At 67.0% G+C, this 21898-nt stretch carries 21 protein-coding genes; 13 read left to right on the top strand and 8 right to left on the bottom strand.

What is annotated here, in order from left to right; translation table 11 throughout:
* Positions 1-108: 108 nt before the first annotated feature.
* From MBR110_RS23160 to MBR110_RS23170, 3 genes are all read left to right on the top strand, one after another.
* The gene (locus MBR110_RS23160; protein ID WP_041494033.1) at positions 109-1035 is read left to right on the top strand and encodes a LysR family transcriptional regulator; all 927 of its coding nucleotides are present in this window, start codon (positions 109-111) and stop codon (positions 1033-1035) included.
* Between the two features lie 111 nt (positions 1036-1146).
* The gene (gene folE / locus MBR110_RS23165) at positions 1147-1776 is read left to right on the top strand and encodes a GTP cyclohydrolase I FolE (protein ID WP_011881089.1); all 630 of its coding nucleotides are present in this window, start codon (positions 1147-1149) and stop codon (positions 1774-1776) included.
* Positions 1776-2579, top strand: coding sequence for an SDR family oxidoreductase (locus tag MBR110_RS23170; protein WP_011881090.1), 804 nt, complete (start codon positions 1776-1778; stop codon positions 2577-2579). Before folE ends, MBR110_RS23170 begins: the two co-directional genes overlap by 1 nt.
* Before the next feature lie 178 nt (positions 2580-2757).
* On the opposite strand, the gene epsC is transcribed toward MBR110_RS23170, so the two are convergent.
* A complete protein-coding gene (gene epsC / locus MBR110_RS23175; protein WP_034193451.1) occupies positions 2758-3678 on the bottom strand; it encodes a serine O-acetyltransferase EpsC in 921 nt (306 codons plus the stop codon).
* Between the two features lie 135 nt (positions 3679-3813).
* Positions 3814-4047, bottom strand: a complete 234-nt coding sequence (locus MBR110_RS23180; RefSeq protein ID WP_011659947.1) for a hypothetical protein — start codon at positions 4045-4047, stop codon at positions 3814-3816.
* Positions 4048-4730: 683 nt separating this feature from the next.
* Between MBR110_RS23180 and MBR110_RS23185 the strand changes: the two genes are divergently transcribed.
* Both MBR110_RS23185 and fnr read left to right on the top strand, forming a co-directional pair.
* Positions 4731-5198: a universal stress protein gene (locus tag MBR110_RS23185; protein ID WP_181709357.1), complete on the top strand. Its 468-nt coding sequence runs from the start codon at positions 4731-4733 to the stop codon at positions 5196-5198.
* 126 nt (positions 5199-5324) lie between these two features.
* On the top strand, positions 5325-6071 hold the full coding sequence (fnr, locus tag MBR110_RS23190) for a fumarate/nitrate reduction transcriptional regulator Fnr (protein ID WP_011881094.1): 747 nt from the start codon (positions 5325-5327) through the stop codon (positions 6069-6071).
* A 50-nt stretch (positions 6072-6121) separates the two neighbouring features.
* On the opposite strand, the gene MBR110_RS23195 is transcribed toward fnr, so the two are convergent.
* A complete protein-coding gene (locus MBR110_RS23195; RefSeq protein ID WP_176300503.1) occupies positions 6122-7015 on the bottom strand; it encodes a LysR family transcriptional regulator ArgP in 894 nt (297 codons plus the stop codon).
* Between the two features lie 104 nt (positions 7016-7119).
* On the opposite strand from MBR110_RS23195, the gene MBR110_RS23200 reads away from it, so the two are divergent.
* From MBR110_RS23200 to MBR110_RS23235, 8 genes are all read left to right on the top strand, one after another.
* The gene (locus MBR110_RS23200; protein WP_060092059.1) at positions 7120-7737 is read left to right on the top strand and encodes a LysE/ArgO family amino acid transporter; all 618 of its coding nucleotides are present in this window, start codon (positions 7120-7122) and stop codon (positions 7735-7737) included.
* Between the two features lie 292 nt (positions 7738-8029).
* Positions 8030-8974, top strand: a complete 945-nt coding sequence (locus tag MBR110_RS23205; protein WP_059734648.1) for an aldo/keto reductase — start codon at positions 8030-8032, stop codon at positions 8972-8974.
* Positions 8975-9361: 387 nt separating this feature from the next.
* On the top strand, positions 9362-9706 hold the full coding sequence (locus tag MBR110_RS23210; RefSeq protein WP_181709358.1) for a hypothetical protein: 345 nt from the start codon (positions 9362-9364) through the stop codon (positions 9704-9706).
* Between the two features lie 136 nt (positions 9707-9842).
* Positions 9843-12191, top strand: a complete 2349-nt coding sequence (locus MBR110_RS23215; RefSeq protein WP_069246398.1) for an FdhF/YdeP family oxidoreductase — start codon at positions 9843-9845, stop codon at positions 12189-12191.
* Positions 12181-13575, top strand: coding sequence for a cytochrome ubiquinol oxidase subunit I (locus tag MBR110_RS23220; RefSeq protein ID WP_045578366.1), 1395 nt, complete (start codon positions 12181-12183; stop codon positions 13573-13575). Before MBR110_RS23215 ends, MBR110_RS23220 begins: the two co-directional genes overlap by 11 nt.
* A gap of 54 nt (positions 13576-13629) precedes the next feature.
* Positions 13630-14619, top strand: coding sequence for a cytochrome d ubiquinol oxidase subunit II (locus MBR110_RS23225; protein WP_034193452.1), 990 nt, complete (start codon positions 13630-13632; stop codon positions 14617-14619).
* A gap of 105 nt (positions 14620-14724) precedes the next feature.
* On the top strand, positions 14725-15069 hold the full coding sequence (locus tag MBR110_RS23230) for a DUF4148 domain-containing protein (RefSeq protein ID WP_011881103.1): 345 nt from the start codon (positions 14725-14727) through the stop codon (positions 15067-15069).
* A 96-nt stretch (positions 15070-15165) separates the two neighbouring features.
* Positions 15166-16074, top strand: a complete 909-nt coding sequence (locus MBR110_RS23235; RefSeq protein ID WP_011881104.1) for a LysR family transcriptional regulator — start codon at positions 15166-15168, stop codon at positions 16072-16074.
* Between the two features lie 119 nt (positions 16075-16193).
* On the opposite strand, the gene MBR110_RS23240 is transcribed toward MBR110_RS23235, so the two are convergent.
* From MBR110_RS23240 to MBR110_RS23260, 5 genes are all read right to left on the bottom strand, one after another.
* Positions 16194-16625 carry a DUF3331 domain-containing protein gene (locus tag MBR110_RS23240; protein ID WP_059889689.1) on the bottom strand — a complete coding sequence of 144 codons (432 nt, stop codon included), beginning with the start codon at positions 16623-16625 and terminating at the stop codon, positions 16194-16196.
* Between the two features lie 121 nt (positions 16626-16746).
* The gene (locus MBR110_RS23245; RefSeq protein WP_059989951.1) at positions 16747-17697 is read right to left on the bottom strand and encodes a helix-turn-helix domain-containing protein; all 951 of its coding nucleotides are present in this window, start codon (positions 17695-17697) and stop codon (positions 16747-16749) included.
* A gap of 770 nt (positions 17698-18467) precedes the next feature.
* Positions 18468-19244 carry a substrate-binding domain-containing protein gene (locus MBR110_RS23250; protein ID WP_059989955.1) on the bottom strand — a complete coding sequence of 259 codons (777 nt, stop codon included), beginning with the start codon at positions 19242-19244 and terminating at the stop codon, positions 18468-18470.
* A 90-nt stretch (positions 19245-19334) separates the two neighbouring features.
* On the bottom strand, positions 19335-20321 hold the full coding sequence (locus MBR110_RS23255) for a malate dehydrogenase (RefSeq protein WP_059603234.1): 987 nt from the start codon (positions 20319-20321) through the stop codon (positions 19335-19337).
* Positions 20322-20425: 104 nt separating this feature from the next.
* A complete protein-coding gene (locus tag MBR110_RS23260; RefSeq protein ID WP_059603237.1) occupies positions 20426-21577 on the bottom strand; it encodes a TDT family transporter in 1152 nt (383 codons plus the stop codon).
* Between the last annotated feature and the right edge of the window lie 321 nt (positions 21578-21898).

The raw sequence follows: 21898 nt of genomic DNA on the forward strand, positions 1-21898 counted from the left end.
TCCTGAACATTAATTCGAATCGTGGAACACATTTCAGCGCTTTCCCGACTATCCGGCAACGCGATTCAGCGGATATGTTCTATTCATTTTCAAGATATTGGCCCGGCGATGGACGCGCTCGATCTGAACCTGATTCCCTATCTCGTCGCGCTCGACGACACGCGCAACGTGAGCCGCGCCGGCGACCTGCTCGGCGTGAGCCAGCCGCGCGTGAGCACGGCGCTCGGCCGGCTGCGCGCCTACTTCGGCGATCCGCTGTTCGTGCGCACGTCGCGCGGGATGGAGCCGACGCCGCGCGCGCTGGCATTGCTGCCGGCCGCGCGCGACGCGCTCGCGCAGATCGAGCGCGGCCTGGTCGCGCCGCACGACTTCGATCCGGCAGCGAGCATGCATACGTTCTCGATCGCGCTGTCGGACGTCGGCGAGATCGTGTTCCTGCCGAAGCTGCTGCAGGCCTTCGCGAGCCTGGCGCCGCACGCGAACCTGCGTTCGGTATCGCTGTCGCACGACGAAGTGGGCCGCGGGCTCGAAGCCGGCTCGATCGATCTGGCGGTCGGCTATTTCCCCGATCTCGACGGCAACAACTTCTTCCAGCAGCGGCTGTTCACGCACCGGTTCGTCTGCCTGATGCGGCGCGGCCATCCGCTCGAACACGCGCGCCCGCTGACGATCGAGCAGTTCCTCGGCTGCGGACATGCGGTGGTGCGCGCCGAAGGCCGCAGCCAGGAAGTGCTCGAGAAACACCTCGCGAAGCAGCGCATGCAGCGCCGCGCGGTGCTCGAGACGCCGCACTTCATGAGCCTGCCGTTCATCCTGAGCCGCACCGACCTGATCGCGACCGTGCCGCATGCGATCGGCTACGCGTATGCGGCCGAGCACGCGTTCATCGTGCCGGTCGAGCCGCCGCTGCCGCTGCCGCGCTTCGACCTGAAGCAGCACTGGCATCGCAAGTTCCACAACGATCCGCGCACCGCGTGGCTGCGCGGCGTCGTCGCGTCGCTGTTCAACGACGAGCAGGACGAATGGCCGAAGTAGCGGAGGCGCGCGGCAGGCGGTACGCACGTACGCACGGGCGGCCAAAGCATGAAACAATGTCCGGATATCCGCGCCGCCGCTGGCGGCTGCATTCGATGGAGCGATCAGAAGATGGGTAAGAAAACCACGCGGCCCGAACCGGCCGCCTCCCGGCCGACCCGGGAAGAAGCCGAGGATGCCGTTCGCGTGCTGCTGCGCTGGGCCGGCGACGATCCGGCCCGCGAAGGCCTGCTCGACACCCCGGCGCGGGTCGTGCGCGCATACGAGCAGTTCTTCGCCGGCTATGCGCTGGAGCCGCGCGACATCCTCGCGCGCACCTTCAGCGAAGTCGACGGCTACGACGAAATGATCGTGCTGAAGGACATCCGCTTCGAGAGCTACTGCGAGCATCACATGGTGCCGATCATCGGCCGTGCGCACGTGGCCTATCTGCCGAACCATCGCGTCGTCGGCATCTCGAAGCTCGCGCGCCTCGTCGATGCCTTCGCCAAGCGCCTGCAGATCCAGGAAAAGATGACCGTGCAGATCGCCGATACGCTGTTCGACGTGCTGCAGCCGAAGGGCGTCGGCGTGATCCTCGAAGCCGCGCACCAGTGCATCTCGACGCGCGGCGTGCACAAGCCCGGCGTGGAAATGGTCACGTCGCGCATGCTCGGCACGTTCCGCACCGATCCGTCGACGCGGCGCGAATTCCTGTCGATCGTCGCGAACCCTTCTTCAGTCAACCTCACCAACACGTAATGCAGCCCCTGAAGCAAGCGGCGAACACGCCCGTCGTGCTCGTGACCGGCGCCGCGCGCCGGGCCGGGCGCGCATTCGCCGAGTATTTCGCCGATCACGGCTACCGCACCGCGATCCACTACGATCGCTCGGCCGACGCCGCCCATACGGCTGCCCGCGCGATCGCCGAACGCGGGCACGATTCAGTCGCGCTGCAGGCCGACCTGTCGGATGCCGCGCAGATCAGCGCGCTGATCGATCAGGTGTATGCGCGCTTCGGCCGCCTCGACGTGCTGGTCAACAATGCGTCGGTGTTCTGGCAGGACCATTTTCCGAGCTTCGAACTCGCGGCGTTCGATCAGGCGTGGGCCGTGAACTGCCGCGCGCCGATCCTCCTCACGCGTGCGTTCTACGAGCGGGCGCGCGCGGCCGGCGCGCAGGGCGTCGTGGTCAACGTGGTCGATCAGAAGATCAAGGAGAACTTCCACCGCGACCACTTCAGCTACACGGTCGCGAAGGCGGCGCTCGGCAACCTCACGCAGATGCTCGCGCTTTCGTCGGCGCCGGTGCTGCGCGTGAACGCGGTGTTCCCGGGGCTGATGCTGCCAAGCGACGATCAAACGCAGGCCGACTTCGAACACGCGAGCCGCGCGTCGACACCGCTCGCGCGCATCGCCGGCCCCGACGACGTGGCGAGCGCGATCCTGCTGCTCACCGGCAGCGCCTACAACGGCGTGGATTTCGTCGTCGATGCGGGGCAGAACCTGATCCGCGTCGATCAGGACGTGCTGTACAAGCACCGATCGCCGGCCGGCAAGCATTGACGCCGGATAAGCGGCGGCGCAGCGCGCTGCCTGCAGCCGCTGGCAACCGGTATCCAGTATCCGGTATCCGGGATGAAACGCATGTCGCCTCGCTGACCGCGAGGCCGGTCGTCGGCCGCCGCGCCGGCCGCTGCGTCGGATGTCGCGCGACCGCGCGCGGCCCCGCTCGCCCGCCGCGTTACGGCTTCTCGGCGCTGCCGCCCTCGCGGACCTTGCCCTGCGCGACGCTCGTGCCGGGCGGCACGCTGTGCGTGAGCCACACGTTGCCGCCGATCACCGAGCCGCGCCCGATCGTCACGCGGCCGAGAATCGTCGCACCCGCGTAGATCACCACGTCGTCCTCGACGATCGGATGGCGTGCGTTGCCCTTCACCAGCGCGCCGTCGCCGTCGGCCGGGAAGCTCTTCGCGCCGAGCGTGACGGCCTGGTACACGCGCACGCGCTCGCCGATGATCGCGGTTTCGCCGATCACGACGCCGGTGCCGTGGTCGATGAAGAAGCTCGGGCCGATCTGCGCACCGGGGTGGATGTCGATGCCGGTGGCCGAATGCGCGATCTCGTTGATGAAGCGCGCGAGCAGCGGCACACCGAGCTGGTGCAGCGCATGGGCGAGCCGGTGGTGCATCATCGCGAGCACGCCGGGATAGCAGAGCAGGATCTCGGTGATGTGCTGCGCGGCCGGATCGCCCGCGTACGCCGCCTGGATGTCGCTCACCAGCAGCGCGCGAATCGACGGCAGCTGCCGCCCGAACTCGCGTGCGATCTCGAACGCGCGTTCGTCGAGTGCCACGAACGGCGTGTCCGCGTGCTCGGGCAGGAACGGCAACGCACGGCGAATTTGTTCGGAGAGGATCCGCAGCGTGCTCTCGAGCGTATGACCCACGTAATAGTCGACGCTTTCGTCGGTGAGATCCGGCGCGCCGTAATGCGTCGGAAACATCGACGCGCGCAGGCCGGTCACGATCTTGCAGATCGCGTCGCGCGACGGCAGTTCACGGATGCCGCGCGGATGGCGGGTGCGATGCAGTTCCTCGCGCGATTCGCGCAAGCCGGCAACGATTTCTTCGAGGCCCCACTGACGGGCGGGTGATGTCGACATATGCCAATGCAGGCGGCCGCGCATCGGCGCGGCCGCTCATGAAGTAACGGGTTCCGCAAGATTACCGCGTTTTCGATCGGCGGCGGCACGCCAGGGTATCGGCCGGATGGCCGACGCGATTGCCGCCCTGCGACGTCAGATCGTGATGCTGCTCGCGTCGATCCAGCGCACGGCCCAGTCGCGCGCGTGCGCGATCGCGTCGCCTTCGTCGTTGAACTGGAGCTCGGTCGGAAAGAAACGGTTCGCGACGAGCTCTCCGTCGCTCGATCGGGAGATCACGACGTAGGGCTTGAATGAACCGTCGCTCGCGCGCGCGGGCGCGCAATTCAACAAATAACCGCGGTGCGTGAAGGCAGTAGTCGCTTGCATGAATCCGCCACCTCTAGTCCCTTGTTTGTTGTTCGCTGCCCGTCGTTAAGGGTGTTGCGGCGCCCCGGTGCGGGCAGAGGCGGCGAGACTGCGTCCCCTGTCGCCGCTTCGCAGGAAAGGAATCATACTCTGTAGGAAACGCGGGTTCTAGCTGAAATAAATCAGGACAAATCAGCGTACGCCGCACGACTGTGGCGACCGCCCGCCCACCGTTTTCCCGTCGTGTCCGGAACGGGATTTGCTTCGATTCGACACGCTTCGCCGCGAGGAAAGCGTCGGCGCGAGCGCCTCTCCCGCACCCGTCCAGCATCGAATTCAACGACGTCGACACGCCCGGCGGCGCCATCGGCAAGCCCCTCGCGTTTCAATCGAACGTTCGAAACGCTGCCTGTCGCCGCACACGCCACACACGCCCATCCAGCGCCGTGCCGACACATCCGGCAATATCGGCATCGTCCGTGAAGGACACCCCGCCCGCGCCGGTTTCGATGCACCGGAATTGATCGACGTCATATCCGCGCGAGATTATTGCGATTCAATGAACGCTGCGTACTCATGGGCGCGCGCCGCCCGGCACGACGCTGCAGAATCACGGCCGTTGGTTTACGCTGCCCCGCAGCCGTGCACGGTCGGCTCGGCCATCCGGCCGGCTTTCGTCGTTCAACCCGCCACTCGGAGACACCATGTACAAGCGCATCCTCGTTGCCATCGACGGCAGCGACACGTCCCGCCACGCGTTCGATGCAGCCCTCGCGCTCGCGAAGGAACACGGCGCCGAACTGCAACCGTTCTACGTCGTCGAAAACGCCGCGATCTATTACAACGTGCCTGGCTACGATCCGTCCGTGCTGCGCGACCAGTTGCTCGCCCAGGGCAACTCGCTCGCGGCGGAGTTCTCGAAGCAGATGGAGGCGGCCGGCGTGAAGGGCGCCACGCGGATCAACGAGGCATCGTCGCTGAACGACGTGTCGGCGCTGATCCTCGACGGTGCGAAGGCGTTCGGCGCCGATCTGCTGGTGCTCGGCACGCACGGGCGCCGCGGGTTCCGCCGGCTGGTGCTCGGCAGCATCGCCGAACAGTGCGTGCGCCATGCGACGCTGCCCGTGCTGCTGATCCCGGCCGCCGCGCACGCGGACGAACAGCACAGCTGAACGATGTGCGCCCACCGCGTAGCGGCGTCCGTGGCAGGTGCGCGCCATCGCGACGTTTTGTCACCCGACAGCCCGAGCTTGCGGTGGGACAATGATTTCATCAATTCAATGCCGGAGTAAACGATCATGTTGACGCCCGTCGCCACGCGTCCCGCCGCCACGTCTGCTGCGGCCAACTGGGCTCCCCGTCAGGCACCGCACTGCTCGTCGTGCGCGATGCGGCACCTGTGCATGCCGCAGGGCCTGGCGCCCGAAGTGCTCAGCCGTCTCGAGTCGGTGATCTGCGCATCCCGTCCGGTCAAGCGCGGCGAAGCGCTGTTCCGCGAGGGCGACAACTTCGACAACCTGTTCGCCGTGCGCTCCGGTTCGCTGAAAACCGTCGCCACGCGCCACGACGGCCGCGAGCAGGTCACCGGCCTGCATCTGGCCGGCGAAGCGCTCGGCCTCGACGGCATCTGCGACGACACGCACCCGCGTACCGCGGTCGCGCTGGAAGACAGCTCCGTCTGCGTGATTCCGTACAGCGCGCTGAAGTCGCTGTGCTCGGAAGCCGGTTCGGTGCAGTTGCGCATGCACAAGCTGATGAGCGAGCAGATCGTGCGCGAAACGACGCAGACGATGCTGCTCGGCTCGCTGAACGCCGAGGAGCGCGTCGCCGCGTTCCTGCTCGACGTGTCGTCGCGCTACCTGAAGCGCGGCTACTCGCCGTCGGAGTTCAACCTGCGGATGACGCGCGAAGACATCGGCAGCTACCTCGGCATGACGCTCGAAACGGTCAGCCGCACGCTGTCGAAATTCCAGAAGCGCGGCCTGATCGAAATGCGCGGCCGCCTCGTGCAAATCGTCGACTTCGACGGCCTGCATCACGTCTGATCTCGCGGCGGCGCACGACACGCGCGCCGCCCGCAGCCTTGCCGCGCCGCTCAGTCGAGAAACAGAGCGGCGCGCGCCTTCAGCGCCGCACTGAAATCGTCGAGCCAGCCGATCGACAGGCGCCAGCTCTGCCAGTACAGCTCGATATCGACGGTCCGTCCGCGTGACATGTCGACCAGTTCGCCCGCCGCGAGCTGGCGATCGACCATCCGGTCCGGGCACATGCCCCATCCCAGCCCCGTTTCGCATGCGCGCAGATAGCCCGCGACGTGCGGTATCCAGTGTTGCGGCGGATCGAGGTCCGCGCGCGTCACGCGCCGGATGAAACGCGCCTGCAGCCCATCCTTCGAATTGAACATCACGCACGGCGCGCGGCGCAGCGCATCGCGCGTGATGCCCGCGCCGAAGTAGCGGTCGTGGAACGCCGGCGAGCATACCGCGCGATAACGGATGCGTCCGAGCCGGATCGACCTGCATCCCTGGATCGGTTCGGCCTGCGCCGTCACCGCACCCTGCACGCTGCCGTCGCGAATGCGCGCGGCCGTGTAGTCCTGGTCGTCGATCACCAGATCGAGCAGCGTCTCGCGCTCGGTGCAGAACGGCCCGACCGCATCGATGAACCACGTCGCGACGCTGTCATCGTTGACGGCCACGCGCAACGTCGGCCATGCGCCCGCACTCTGGCCCGGCAACGCCGGCATCCGGCCGCCCAGCTCGGCTTCGAGCAGTTGCACGCGCTCGGTGTGCCGGCACAGCAGCGCGCCGGACGTCGTCGCGACGCACGGCTGGCCGCGCTTGACCAGCACGCTGCCGACGCGCTCCTCCAGCAGCTTCACGCGCTGCGATACGGCCGATGGCGTGACGTTCAGCTCCTTCGCCGCCCGTTCGAACGAACCGTGCCGGATCACGGCCGCGAGGGCGTCGAGCAACGCGTAGTCGAGCATTAGATTTCCTTAATCCGCATTAGGTGAATTAGCTTCTCTTATCTGGACGCTGCCTGCAGACTAGCGCCAACCGATTCACCCGTCTACCGCCTCGATTCCCCATCATGAACTGGATTGCCTTTTCCCACGGCGCCGCGCTGTGCGGGTCGCTCATCGTCACCATCGGCGCACAGAACGCGTTCGTGCTCCGGCAAGGCATCATGCGCTCGCATGTCGGCAAGATCGTGCTGCTGTGCGCGCTGTCCGACATGATCCTGATCGGTGCGGGCGTCGGCGGTGCGTCGGTGCTCGTCGAGCGCTATCCGACCTTCGTCCACGTGGTGCTGTACGTGGGCCTCGCCTATCTCGCGTGGTTCGGCGTCAATGCGCTGCGCCGTGCGCTCAAGCCGGGGCACGACACGCTCGACGTGCGCGGCGACGCCGTCGCGCCGCCGCAACGCGCGGTGTCGATCGTGCTGATGACGCTGGCGTTCACGTGGCTCAACCCGCACGTCTATCTCGACACGTTCCTGCTGATCGGCACGGCCGGCGCGCGGGAACCGGAAGGCGCGCGATTCGCCTTCGCGATCGGCGCGATGTCGGTGAGCATCGTCTGGTTCGTGGCGCTCGGATACGGCGCGCGACTGCTCGCGCCATGGTTCCGCAAGGCCGTCGCGTGGCGCGTGCTGGATGGCGCGATCGGCAGCATGGTGCTGTTTCTGGCGGCCGTGCAACTTCGATAGCGAGTGCACGATCAGCCGCTGCGCGCGAGTGGCGGCTTGCCGGTTTTCATACCGCCTCGGCCGGGCGCGGCGGCTGGCGTATCTGCCGCAGCAGCAAGTATTGCGTCCATCGTGGACGGATCCTCCGCCATTCACCGCCATTTCTCCGTGTCGACGGCGCTGCACGCGCTGCACGTTCCGAGCCGATCAGCGAGAATGTTCGTGCGCCCCGCGACACCGACGCAGGCAGTTCGATCGTTCGCCATCGCGTCGGATTCGGTCCGGGCCCATCCCGCAGATTCCGGAGAACAGCATGGCACTACGCACCCTCGGCACGTCTGACATTCAGGTTTCCCCGCTCGCCTTCGGCGGCAACGTATTCGGCTGGACCGTCGACGAGAACGCATCGTTTGCGCTGCTCGATGCACTCGCCGACACCGGCATCACCTTCATCGACACCGCCGACGTCTATTCGGCCTGGGCGCCCGGCAACCGCGGCGGCGAGTCGGAGACCATCATCGGCAAGTGGCTCAAGCGCTCGGGCAAGCGCGAGCGCGTCGTGATCGCGACCAAGGTCGGCATGCTCAAGGGGCGCGAGGGACTGAGCCGGGACAATATCCTGAAGGCCGCCGACGATTCGCTGCGCCGCCTGCAGACCGACTACATCGACCTGTATTTCTCGCACCGCGATCTGGCCGACACGCCCCTCGAAGAAACGCTCGGCGCGTATCAGACGCTGATCGACGCGGGCAAGGTGCGCATCATCGGCGCGTCGAACTACAGCGGCGCGCGGCTGCGCGAAGCCGCCGACATCAGCACGCGCCACAGGCTCCCCGCATATCAGGTGATCCAGCCGGAATACAACATCGTCGACCGCGCCGAATACGAGCGCGATCTCGAGCCGGTGGTGCGCGAGCTGAAACTCGGCGTCGTGAACTACTACGCGCTCGCGAGCGGCTTCCTGTCCGGCAAGTATCGCAGCGAGGCGGATCTGAAGAAGAGCGTGCGCGGCGATCGCGTCGCCGGTTATCTCGATGCGCGCGGCCTGCGCATCCTCGCGGCGCTCGACGAGGTGTCGGCGAAGCACAGCACCGAGCCGGCCGCGATCGCGCTCGCATGGCAGATCGCGCGCCCGACGATCACCGCGCCGATCGCGAGCGCCACCTCGCTCGCGCAACTCGCGCTGCTCGGCGAAGCGATGCGCGTGACGCTCGACGACGACGATATCCGCAAGATCGACGAGGCCAGCGCGGTTTGATATCGCGCGCCGCATGCCCCCGTACCGGAACGCATCGGCCATGCGCCGCGGCAGGCGCGCGCCGCCCCGCCTGAATCCGTAAAACGGCGCGGCCACATCCTCCACAAACTGCGAGCGGCGTTCGACGCCGCTCCTGTCACGCACCGCATCGGTATCGAACCGGCCGCCGCCTTTTCGTCGCAAGCCTGCATTTTTCCGCTCGGCTCGGTCGCCACCCGCGCCGGTTGCGCGGCTTCGCGCCCTCGCCTCGCCCGCCATCGTGCAAATCGACCGCACGCCGGGCGAATTCGAAAGCCCTCGCGCACGCGAACCGGCAATATCGGCTCATGAATTCACCGCTCGCCCATGTCGGCTCGCATCGGCGTCCGTTCTGCCCGGAGAGTTGACATGAAGCCGATCGACATCAGGTCCATGAAGCCTTGGCGCGCGGTCGCGCTGGCGGCCATGGCCGCGGCGCTCACGCACGTCGCCGGATTGCCGACGTTCGACGACGCCGTGCTTTCCGTCGGCGCCGACATGCAGTTGCCGCTGGAACGCATCGCAAGCGATGCGCCGGACGCATCCGCCCCGGCCGAAAGCGCAGCGTATCGCCCCGCAGCGCGCGCCGCCGCGACGCATGCGACGCAGTTGACCGGTTCGAGCGATGCGCTGCCCCCGCGCGCGACACATCGCGCGTCGCATTCCGCGCCGGCCGACCGGCCCGCGGCCGGCGCTTCGAAAAACTGGATCTGAACCCGCACCGCACGACGCACGCCGACGCACGCCGACACGCACCGCAACGTGCGAATCCGCAACGCGCAAGGCAACGACTCAATCGCGCCGAACGCGAAGCGACGACGATCGAAGCTACCGAAACGAGGAATCTGACATGGCTCGCAACAAAGTCGTACGCATCTACAGCGAACCCGCCGGCGGATGGGGTGCGCTCAAGGCAACCGGCGAAGCGCTCGCGGTGCAGGGCATCGCCGTGTCGGGCGCGAAGACGCTGCTGCAGATGAACCAGCCCGAAGGGTTCGACTGCCCCGGCTGCGCGTGGCCCGACCCGAAGCACACGTCGTCGTTCGAGTTTTGCGAGAACGGCGCCAAGGCCGTGGCCTGGGAAGCCACGGCGAAGCGCTGCACGCCGGCGTTCTTCGCCGCGCACAGCGTGGCGGAACTCGAAACCTGGGACGACTACGACCTCGAAATGGCCGGGCGCCTCACGCACCCGATGGTCTACGAGCGCGCATCGGACCGCTACGTGCCCATCGAGTGGGACGCGGCGTTCGCGCTGATCGGCAAGCACCTGAATGCGCTCGACCATCCCGACCAGGCCGACTTCTACACGTCGGGCCGCGCTTCCAACGAAGCGGCATTCCTCTATCAGCTGTTCGTGCGCGAATTCGGCACGAACAATTTTCCCGATTGCTCGAACATGTGCCACGAGGCCACGAGCGTCGGGCTGCCGCAGTCGATCGGCGTCGGCAAAGGCACCGTGCTGCTCGAAGACTTCGAGCACGCGGACGCCATCTTCATCTTCGGACAAAACCCCGGCACGAACAGCCCGCGCATGATGAGCGACCTGCATGCGGCGTCGCGGCGCGGCGCGAAGATCGTCTCGTTCAATCCGTTCCGCGAGCGCGCGCTGGAACGCTTCGCCGCGCCGCAAGACCCGCTCGAAATGGCGACGCTCGGCTCCACGCCCATCAGCACGTTCCTCTATCAGGTGCGCGTGGGCGGCGACGTGGCCGTGCTCAAGGGCATGATGAAAGCGCTCGTCGAAGCGGACGATGCCGCGCTCGCCGCAGGCGCGCCGCGCATCCTCGACACCACCTTCATCGCCGGCCACACCGTCGGCATCGACGCGTTGCTGGCCGACCTGCGCGCCACGTCGTGGGACGCGATAGAACGCCACGCCGGGCTCTCGCACGCCGACATCGCGAACGCCGCGCAGGTCTACATGCAGGCGCGCAACGTGATTCTGGTCTACGGCATGGGGCTCACGCAGCATCGGCGCGGCACGGAGAACGTGCAGCAGATCGCGAATCTGGCGCTGTTGCGCGGCAATATCGGCCGTCCGGGCGCGGGCATCTGCCCGGTTCGCGGCCACTCGAACGTGCAGGGCAACCGCACGGTCGGCATCACCGAAAAGCCCACGCCCGCGCTGATGGACGGCATCGAGCGCGCCTTCGGCTTTCGCCCGCCCGCCGCGCACGGCCACGACGTGCTGGCCGCCATCGATTCGATGATGCGCGGCTACGCGCGCGTCTTCATCGCGCTGGGCGGCAACTTCGCGGCGGCCGTGCCCGACTGGGTCCGCGTGCAGGCCGCGATGCGCACGCTCGACCTGACCGTGCACGTGGCGACCAAGCTCAACCGCAGCCATCTCGTGCACGGCAAGGACGCGCTGATCCTGCCGTGTCTCGGCCGCACCGAAATCGACCTGCAGGCCGACGGGCCGCAATCGATCACCGTCGAGGATTCGATGTCGATGGTCCACGCGTCCGCCGGGCGCAATGCGCCGGCCTCGGCCCACCTCCGCAGCGAGCCGGCGATCGTCGCCGGCATCGCCCGCGCGACGCTCGGTCATGCGTCGCGCGTGCCCTGGGAGCAGCTGGTCGCGAACTACGACCGCATTCGCGACGCCATCGAAACCGTGTTGCCGATCTTCCAGGCCTACAACGAACGCATTCGCGTGCCGGGCGGTTTCCATCTGGCTTCCACGGCGCGCGAGCGCGTGTGGGCCACGCCGAGCGGACGCGCGAATTTCTTCGTGTTCAGCGGCCTCGATGAAGACCTTCATCACGACGATCCCGATGCGCTGCGGCTCACGACCATGCGCAGCCACGACCAGTACAACACCACGCTCTACTCGCATTCGGACCGCTATCGCGGCGTGTTCGGGCAGCGCGACGTGGTGTTCATGAATCCGCGCGAGCTCGGCAGACGCAACCTGCATCCCGGCGAACGAGTGGATATCGTGGCGCTCGCGGCCGACGGCATCGAACGCATCGTGCGCGGCTTCAAGGTGGTCGAATACTCGCTGCCCGACGGCTGCTGCGGCGCCTACTATCCGGAAGCGAACCCGCTCGTGCCGCTCGACGCCTTCGATCCGCAAAGCCGCACGCCGTCGTACAAGTCGGTGCCGGTCAAAGTGGTGCGCGCGGCCGCGGTCGGGCCGGACTCCGCCGCGTTCGCCGTGGCGCTCAACGCCGGGGAGCACGATCATGCTCAGTGACGTCGTCAGCCTGTCGCGGGCGCAGTTCGCCATGACCGCGATCTTCCACATCCTGTGGCCGATCCTGACCATCAGCCTCTCGGCGTTTCTGCTGCTGGTCGAAGCGCTGTGGATTCGCACCGGCGACGCGCTGTATTACCGCCACGCGCGCTTCTGGAGCCGCCTGCTCGTGCTGAACTTCGCCGTGGGCGTGGTGAGCGGCATTCCGATGGAGTTCCAGTTCGGCACCAACTGGGCCGGGTTCGCGCAGTTCAGCGGGTCGTTCTTCGGCAACATCCTCGGCTTCGAAGGCGCGATGGCGTTCATGCTCGAAGCAGGGTTCGTCGGCGTGATGATGCTCGGCTGGAACCGCGTGTCGCCGAAGGTCCACCTGTTCGCCACGTCGATGGTCGCGCTGGGGTCCACGCTCTCCGCGTTCTGGATCATGGTGGCGAATTCGTGGATGCAAACCCCCGCGGGCGTGAAGCTGGTGGACGGCAAGCTGGTGGTGACGGACTACGTGGCCGCCATCTTCAATCCGGACATGGCATGGGGCGTGTCGCACATGTGGGTGGCCGCGATCGAGACGGGGATGGTCGTGATCGCCGGCATCTCCGCATGGCAGATGCTTCGCCGCCGCGAACCCGCGTTCTTTGCGCGCTCGTTCAAGCTCGCGCTCGTCATGCTCGCCGTGGTGGCACCGCTGCAGATCTGGCTCGGCGATTCGAGCGGCGTCAGCGTATTCGCGACGCAACCGGCGAAAGGCGCGGCCATCGAGGGCCACTGGACCACCAACGCACCCGGCACCGGCGCGCCGTGGTCGCTGCTGGCGTGGCCCGATCAGCAGCGACAGCGCAACGACTGGTCGATCGAAATCCCGGGGCTGTTGAGCGTCATCGGCACGCATTCGCTGCACGGGCAGGTGAAAGGCCTCGCCGACTTCCCGCGCGCCGACCAGCCGCCGATGATCCCGCTGATCTACTACGCGTTCCGCGCGATGGCCGGCATCGGCTTCGTGCTGGCGCTGCTCGCCGGGTGGACGGCGTACGCGGTGTATCAGGCGCGCGGCGACCTGGCCCGGCTGCTCGCGAGGCGCAGGCTCCTCATCGCGTGGGTGCTCTGCATTCCGCTGCCGTACGTCGCCGTGGAAGCCGGCTGGATCGTGCGCGAGGTGGGGCGGCAACCGTGGGTGATCTACGGGCTGCTGCGCACGAGCGACGCCGCGTCGGCCGTGGCGGCCGCCCCGGTGGCGGGCAGCCTCGCGATGTTCGCCGCGTTCTACGTGGTGCTGATCGTCACGTTCTTCGCGCTCGCGCGGCGCTGGTTGAAGCGCGGCCCCGACCTCGCCGCGCCGCTGCCCGGCGCCGTCGCGGTCCGCGAGCAGGCGAGCGCCGTGACCTATTGATTTCTTATCGACCTCTTATCGACCTCTTTGCGCGCCCCTGCGGGCGAAACGACGATGAACACTTCCGCTCATTCGATGCTGGCCTTCACGTGGTTCGCGCTGATCGGCCTGATGCTCGTCTTCTATGTCGTCACCGACGGCTTCGATCTCGGCGTCGGCATGCTCACGTTGCTCAAACGTACGCGCGACGAACGCGACGTGATGGTCGAGACGATCGGCCACGTGTGGGATGCGAACGAGACCTGGCTCGTCGTGGTGGGCGGCGCACTGTTCGGCGCCTTTCCGGCCGCCTACGCGCTGTTGATGCAGAGCCTCTACGTGCCCGTGATGACGATGATCGCCGGACTCATCATGCGCGGCGCGGCGATCGAATTTCGTCACGGCGACCGGCACGGGCCGGCGTGGGATACGGTATTCGGCGCGGGCAGCCTGGTGGCCGCGATTTCGCAGGGCGTCATGCTCGGCCGCATCGTCACGGGGCTCGCGCCCGGCGCGTTCGGCGTCGCGTTTTCCGGCGTCGCGGCGCTCGGCGTGGTGACGGGTTATGCGTTGCTCGGCGCCACCTACGTCGCGAAGAAGACGGTGGGCGCGCTCGAACAGTGGGCTCGTCGTATCGCGTTGCTGTGCGCCGTGCTCACCGTGGCGGCGGCGGCCGTGCTGACGGCGGCCACCTGGGCCGGCAGCGCGGTGGGACGCGAGCGGTGGCTCGAGCCCGGCGTGTTCCCGGTGCTCGCGGCACTGGCCCTGTGCGCCGCACTGTCGTTCGCGTGGCTGGTCGCGTCGCTCTATCTGGGCAGCGTGCGCGTGCCGTTTCGCGCCGCCGTGGCGCTCTTCGTGGTCTCGTTCACGGGGCTCGCGGTCAGCGTCTATCCCGACTTCGTGCCCGGCAGGCTCGCCATTCTCGCGGCTTCGTCCGATACGGCGACGCTGGTGTTCATGCTGATCGGCATCGGCTTCATCTTTCCGGTGATGATCGGCTACAACCTTTATCAGTACTCGGTCTTTCGCGGCAAGGTGACGGGGACGGCCCGAGCGGGCGACTGACCCGCTCCGCGCGGCACGACGATCGTTCGGCGGGTCTCGACGTCGCCCCACGCGGGGAGGCGGGGATCGTTGCGGTGTACTCAACTCAACCGAAGGAGTCTCATCATGAAAACGCTCGCATGCATCGCGCTCGTCCTCGGCACCCTCGCCGCTCCTGCGTCGGGCTTCGCGCAAAGCAACACGCCGCTCACGCGCGCACAAGTCCGCGCCGATCTGGTCCGCGTCGAACGCGCTGGCTATAATCCGGCACCCGGAAACGATCCTCGGTATCCGTCGGACATCCAGGCAGCCGAAGCGACGGTCGCCGCGCAGCAGCAGGCGGCGAGCGGCTTCGGCAGCGCGCCGGCGGACGGCACCTCGGCAAGCGGCAAGCGCATTCACGCGGCTACGCGCGCAGGCGCGTCGTGCGTCGGCCCGGCGAGCTTCTGCAATTCCTATTTCGGCAGCTGACCGCACGTGCCGTACACCGTCCAGCCGAGGCCGCCCGCCGGGCAGCCCGGCCCGGATGCGTGGCGTGCGGGGCAGCCGGCCTCTGTCCCGCACTCTATGAACTTCACTCACCTTCTCGCCTTTTACGAAGTCGCGCGCGCCGGCAGTATCAGCGCAGGTGCGGAACGACTGCACGTCAGTCAGCCGGCTGTCACCCGCGAGGTCCGCGAACTCGAGGATCGCATCGGCGTCGTGCTGTTCGACCGGTTGCCGCGCGGCGTCGCGCTGACCGAAGGCGGCAAGCTGCTCTACGAGTATGCGAGCCGCATCTTCACGCTCGCCGATACGGCCGAGAAAGAGCTCGCGGAGCTGGCGGGCCTCGGGTCGGGCCACATGAAGATCGGTGCCAGCGGCACGCTCGGCGTGTTCTTCGTCCCCGAAGCGATTGCGCGGTTCAATGCGCTGCATCCCCGTGTCGCGATCGATCTGACGGTCACGAACACCGAACGCGTGGAAGCGGGCCTGCACGACCTGACCTTCACGATCGGTTTCATCGAAGGACCGTTCGACGAGTCCATTCTCCATGCCCGCCGTATCGGCTCCGACGAAATTGCCGTCATCGCAGCGGCTGGTCACCCGCTTGCGGGCAAGAAAGTACGGGCGCGCGATCTGGCGGAACGCGCCGTCATCATGCGCGAGCCGGGGTCCGGCACGCGCGCGATCGTCGAAGAATCGTATCGTCGCGCCGGCCTCGAAATCGAGCCGCTGATGTCGGTGAGCCATACGGAGGCGATCAAGCGGATGCTGCTGTCGCAGCACGCGCTCGGCTACATTTCGACGCTCAGCGTAACGGACGAATTGCGACGCGGCGAGCTGACCGTCATCGAAGTCGACGACATGAAGATCGTCAGGCCGCTGCACATGGTCTGGGCGAAAGGGCGCTCGCTGTCCCCCAGCGGCCAGGCATTGTTCGACCTCGTGGCGAGCGGCACGCTGAACACCGCGATCGCAGCGGGCGCTGAGTAGCCTGCTGCGTGCCGCCGCGTTGCGCGTTCAGCGCCGCGCGGGGCTCGCACGGCGTTGCGCGCGGCGAGCGGGCGCGCGAGTGTTGCGTTTATCGGGTGCTTGCCGCGTCGCCGCCGACGTCAGCGATCGGTTTCGGCTTCGGCTTCGTGCAGCACCGACTCCAGAATCATCGCCCCGGCATTGAGCGGCTTCGGGCGCGCACGCGGTTGATAGACGGCGTCGCCGATGCGAACGGGTTCGCCGCTGAGCGCACACACTCCGCTGGCGCGGGCGCGTGTCACGTGCCAGGTCTGGTCGCCATACGAGCAGTGCGTCGAATCGCGCCATGCGATCGTGACCGCGGTCGAGCTGACACGATCGACGAAACTCACCGAAACGGCTCGGCGCTCGGCATCGCTCGCTCGCACGTTTGCACGATGCGCCATCCCGCGCGCGCGCAGCGGCTCGCGCGCCGGCGCGCGCAATCGCAGATCGTCACGGCACAGTTGGGACAGCAGACTCAGCGTTTGCTGCCACGGATCCAGCGCGATCACATCGGTCGAGACGTTCATCGTCGTCCTCATTGCGTCATGGGTTGAACCGTTGCGGCGAGCGTGCTGCGCGATCGCGCGGGCGTCGCTCGATGCGCCGCGAAGAAATCCATCGCTGACGGCCAGGAAGGCCGTGACCCGTTCATTGATCGACATTCGTCTTCGCCCTCCAGCAAAACGGCGTCTCTCCGACGAAGCGTTTGAACACCGTCGTGAAATGGGCTTGCGAGCGGAAGCCGCAGCCCAGTGCGACGTCGAGCAGCCCGTCGCGTGATTCGAGCAGCAGCTGCTGCGCGCGCTCGATGCGCCGCCGCATCAGATACTCGTGCGGCCGCAACCCGGTGGCTCGACGAAACTGGGCGGCAAAGTGCATCCGCGTCAGCCCGACACTCTCGGCCATGTCGGCAAGGCCGATCGGCTCCGCGAGGTTCGCTTCGACGAACTCGACCACGCGACGCATGCGCCACGACGGCAGCGCAGCCGCACCGCGCACCTCGCTCCGGTTGGTCGAGAAGTGGCGAAGGACCACGCGCGACACGATCGCGAGGCTGATGCTGTCGGCGAACACCTTGCCCAATGCCGCGTGCTCCGTGTGCGACACGGCAAGCGCCTGACCGAGCCGCTCGAGCGCCGGATCGCGGATCAGCCGCGGATCGTCGATGACGATGTCGCCCGCATGGGGGCGACCGAAGAGGTCGGCGTAGCACTCGGCCAATACCGTCTGGGAGGCGAACAAGTGCAGCACGTCGCTCGGCGCGCCGAACACGGCGCAACATGCGACGCCGGGCGCCGTTATCTGCGCGGTACCGGCCGTCAACCGGCCGTCGACGAGCGTGCGGCCCGCGTGCGAAAAAGTCAGCGACGTGCATTTGAGGTTGATGCCGATGCAGTGCCAGTTCTCGCCGCAGTCGTTCGCCACTTCGAGCGTCTGCGCGCCATTGCGTGTCCAGCGCGAAAGGGCGATATCGATATCGCGGCCGACGCCCGGCTCGCGCCACGCGTGCTCCGCAGCAATAGGGCTGGACGCGCGCGCACCGGCAAGCACGTTGAAACCGGCGGCTGTCTTGCAAGGACTCGACGACGAAAGAATCATGGCTGGCTACCTGACGGGAACATGGAGCGTTACGCACGAGCGGTGCAGTGAATCCACGGTATCGAAACGACACGCGTTGCACCAGTTATACGAAGGGTTGCTCGAACCTCATCGATGGATGAGGCCGGTCATATCGACGTTCAATTCACGATGCGGCGCGGCTGCAAACGAACGCCATCGCGTTCGCGGCCGGAACGCCGGCGGCCGATCTCCCGTCACGGGAGACACCTGCCGAGCGCGGCAACGGCATCGCTCGCGCGTCGTCGCGCCACGAACCGGCGGCCCGAGCCGTGCGGACGTATCGGCAAGCGCGCGAAGCCGGTGCGCTCCTCGCTCCATCGCCGGATGATTCCGCGCGCCGTAGCGTGGCCGTTGGTTCGTGGATCAGGTCGTTCATCGCTGACACCTTGCATAAGCGGTGAGGTGCGCATCCTTGGCGATCACGAGGCACGTCGCCGGATACGGTCGTTGTTCAGTGTTCCCATTGTGATGATCCGACTTGACCTCAGTCGAACACGCGGATGACAAAACTGAAATCTGCGCCGCAGCCACACGCGCGGATGAACCGGGGCTGCTTGTCGGCTACCGGCGTATCCCGGCGTGCGATGGTGCGTACGTAACCGTCCCGAGATGAGGTGAGGTAGTCATCGCGTGTGTTGAAAACGGGCAGTGGCTGCGCGGCCGCCATGCATATCGACTGCGGCAAGACATACGTGTCGCGGGCCGTTCGCCTGGGAACGCACGTTCCGCCGTCGCGCTCCGTCATCCGCTCAACGCACCCAGCCCTCGGTCTTCATGATGGCGGCGCCGCGATCGCTGTTCAGGAAATCGAGGAATTGCTTCGCTTCAGGATCGGCATCAGGGGCGAGCGCAACGTTGACGTCTCGCCAGATCGCCCGGTTCGCGGACAAGCTCACGTAATCGGCTTGGTCGGGATGCGTGATCGGCCAGTCCGGCCAGGTGATCCAGGCATCCGCGTCCTTGTCGACGAACATCCTGAAGCTCGGCCCGCTGCCCTTGCCGAATCCGACGATGTTCCGCCGGAACCGCCTGACGTCGTCGAGACGTCCCATGCGGCCGGCGATGTCCTCCCACGTGCCGGTGCCGGACGTATTCGCCACGCCCGCGCCTTCGGTGACGACGATGCGCATGCCGTCCGCGAGCAGATCGTCGAAGCCGCGGATGTGTTTCGGATTGCCCTTCTTCACGGCGATGACGGCCGGGCGGACATAGATCGGCGTCACGTCGCCCCATCGAAACACCGTGTAGGTTTCGAGCAGCCCGGCCATATCCTCTTCGGAGGTGCCCCACAGAATGTCGGCATCGGCCTGCGCCTTGCGGCTCCACGTGGGCTCCGGTCCGCCGGTCACTGCCACCTTGATGCCCGTTTCGTCGGTGAAGACCTTCGCGACTTTCGCGAATGCGGTATCGGGGCCGCCTGCGCCGTACAGGCGCACGACGCCGTCGCGCGCATCGCGCCGTATCGTCGGATCGGCCGTTTCGTGGGCGGACGCACCGCACGCGAACAGCAGTAACGCCAATGACATGGCCATGTTCTTTTTCAATGCGTTCAGCACGATGGATTCCTTTAGGGGGTCGTTCGAGCGGTAGTCGGCTTCGATGCGCTTCGGATCGCGCTACAGCGCCAGAATCGCTCGCACGGCCTGCATCTCGTCCACGAGTTCCGCAACCGACGCATCGATGCGCGCGCGCGCCAGCGCGTCGATCTCGAGATCCGGGACGACGCGATAGCGGCCTTCGCTGCAGATCGTCGGCATCCCGAACATCAGGCCGCGCGGAATGCCATACTCGCCGCCGGACACGATGCTCATCGACACCCAGCGCCCGCCGCTGCCGCGAATCCAGTCGCGCATCTGGTCGATCGCCGCATTGGCGGCCGACGCCGCCGACGAGGCGCCGCGCGCTTCGATGATCGCCGTGCCGCGGCGCGCGACTTCGGGGATGAACGTGTCGAAATACCAGCGCTCGTCGCCGACACGCATCGGCGCGGGCTGCTGGTCGATCAGCGCGTGACGGTAGTCGGGGAACATGGTCGGCGAATGATTGCCCCACACCGCCATGCGGCTGACGGCATCGACCGTTACGCCGCATCGGGCGGCCAGCTTCGACACGGCGCGATTGTGGTCGAGACGGATCATCGCGGTAATCGCATCCGCCGGCAGGTCGGGCGCGTAGTGGCGGGCCACCCACGCGTTGGTATTGGCCGGGTTGCCGACGACGAGCACCTTCACCTGCCGGTTCGCCACTTCGTTGAGCGCCTCGCCCTGGGAGCGGAAGATGGCGGCGTTCGCGGCCAGCAGATCGCGCCGTTCCATCCCTTTGCCACGCGGGCGCGATCCGACGAGCATCGCGTAATCGGCATCGCGGAACGCGACGCGCGGATCGTCGCTGATTTCGACCGACTGCAGCAGCGGGAAGGCGCAGTCTTCCAGTTCCATCACCACGCCGCGCAGCGCGTCCAGCGCGTGCGGCAATTCCAGGAGCTGAAGGATGACGGGCTGATCGTCGCCGAGCAGATCGCCGCGGGCGATTCGAAACAGCAATGAGTAGGCGATTTGACCGGCGGCTCCGGTCACGGCGACACGGCGGGCAGGTTTGGACATGCTGGATCTCCTTCGAGGTTGGGTTCGGTGACGCGGATGGAAAGCTGCGCTGCGGCCGGCCGCGTGTTGCACGTGCCGCCGGCGGCAGCGGTTCGACGACGGGTTCAACCGAGCGCGGGCTGCGCGCGGACGACAAGACACGGGGCGTGAAACAGTTCGCCGCGGGCGAGGCCGCGCAGCGTGCGGGACAGCACGATCAACCAGAGGCCGCCGAGCAGCGCCGCCAGCGCCATCCCGAGCACGGCGAACGCGGCAAAGCCCGTGGTCCGATAGAGACTGAACGTCACGACGGTGTAGACGCCGAGCGGGAACGTGAAGCCCCACCATCCGAGATTGAACGGCAGCCCGTCGCGGGAATACCGCAGCGTGAACAGCATCGCCGTGGCGAGCCACCACAGGCCGGCGCCCCAGAGCAGCAAGCCGCCGATCACGCCGATCTCGCGCGCGACGAGCGCGGTCGCCTCGAATGCCGTGCCGGCGAACGCGTCGGGCGCGACGTGGCCGAGAGCGAGCAGGCCCAGCGCGCCCGTTCCGATCGGCCCGAGCGTCAGCCAGCTCGACGGACCGAGATCGCGATGCGGCAGCTTGTGGATCACCAGCCGGAAGAACACGACCGTCAGCACGGAAAACGCGAGCGGCACCGACACGGCCCACAGCACGTAACCGGCGGCCACCAGGAAGCGCGCGGTGTGTGCATCGACATGCGGCGCGAGGACGGCGGCGCTCGACGCCGCCACTTCAGGCGCGACGATCGGCAGCAACAACACGGCCGTGATCCGCTCGAACGCATGGTCCTGCGCGGTGAACATCATGTACGGCACGCCGACTGCGACGGCGAGCGCCAGTACCGCATCGACGCACCACAAGCCGTAGGCCAGTTGGCTCGCCGCTTCGCCCGCATGCGAGCCGGCGAACATGACCAGTCCGTTGATGATCGGCGCGAGCCCCATCGGCACGGCGCCGAGGAACATCGACTGCAGCGGGTGATGCAGCATCGGGCGGATCGTTTCCGGATAGAAGATCCAGCGTGCCAACAGCATGCCGGCAAACACCATGTAGAGCGCGCTGTCGGCCACCCACAGCGTGTGGGCCAACGCCATCTGCCCTGCGAAGTGCCACGGCAATCCGGCAAGAACGAGGAATACGATTCCGTTGCCCATCGTCATCGCGAACCAGTTCGGGGTGAACTGCCGAATCTTGTCGGCGAGATTTTGTCGGCTATGGGCCGCCGTCGTGCCAGGCCTTGTCGGATTCATCGCTGTTCTCTCGAAAGGGATCGAATATCGACAATGTAGGTGCCTGCGAAGCATAGGGAAAATACATGCTTCGCATGCTTGGCATGCTTTTTATTTATGGATCGCGGCGGGCTGGGCGAAATGGGCTGGGGCGGCCCGATGTGTATCGGCAGAGTTTTGATTGGCTGCCGGGCAGCCGGTAGCCGGGCAGCGACTGGGATTGGCTGCGGTAGACGTCGACGTAGTCGAAAGAAAGCCGGCGTCGGAACGTCGGGAACACGATGGACGCGCGTACCGTCCTCAGTTGCCACGTGCGCAAGCGCGTCGCCGACGTGGAAGACA

The organism is Burkholderia sp. MBR-1, from assembly GCF_013822785.1.
GTDB lineage: Bacteria > Pseudomonadota > Gammaproteobacteria > Burkholderiales > Burkholderiaceae > Burkholderia > Burkholderia vietnamiensis.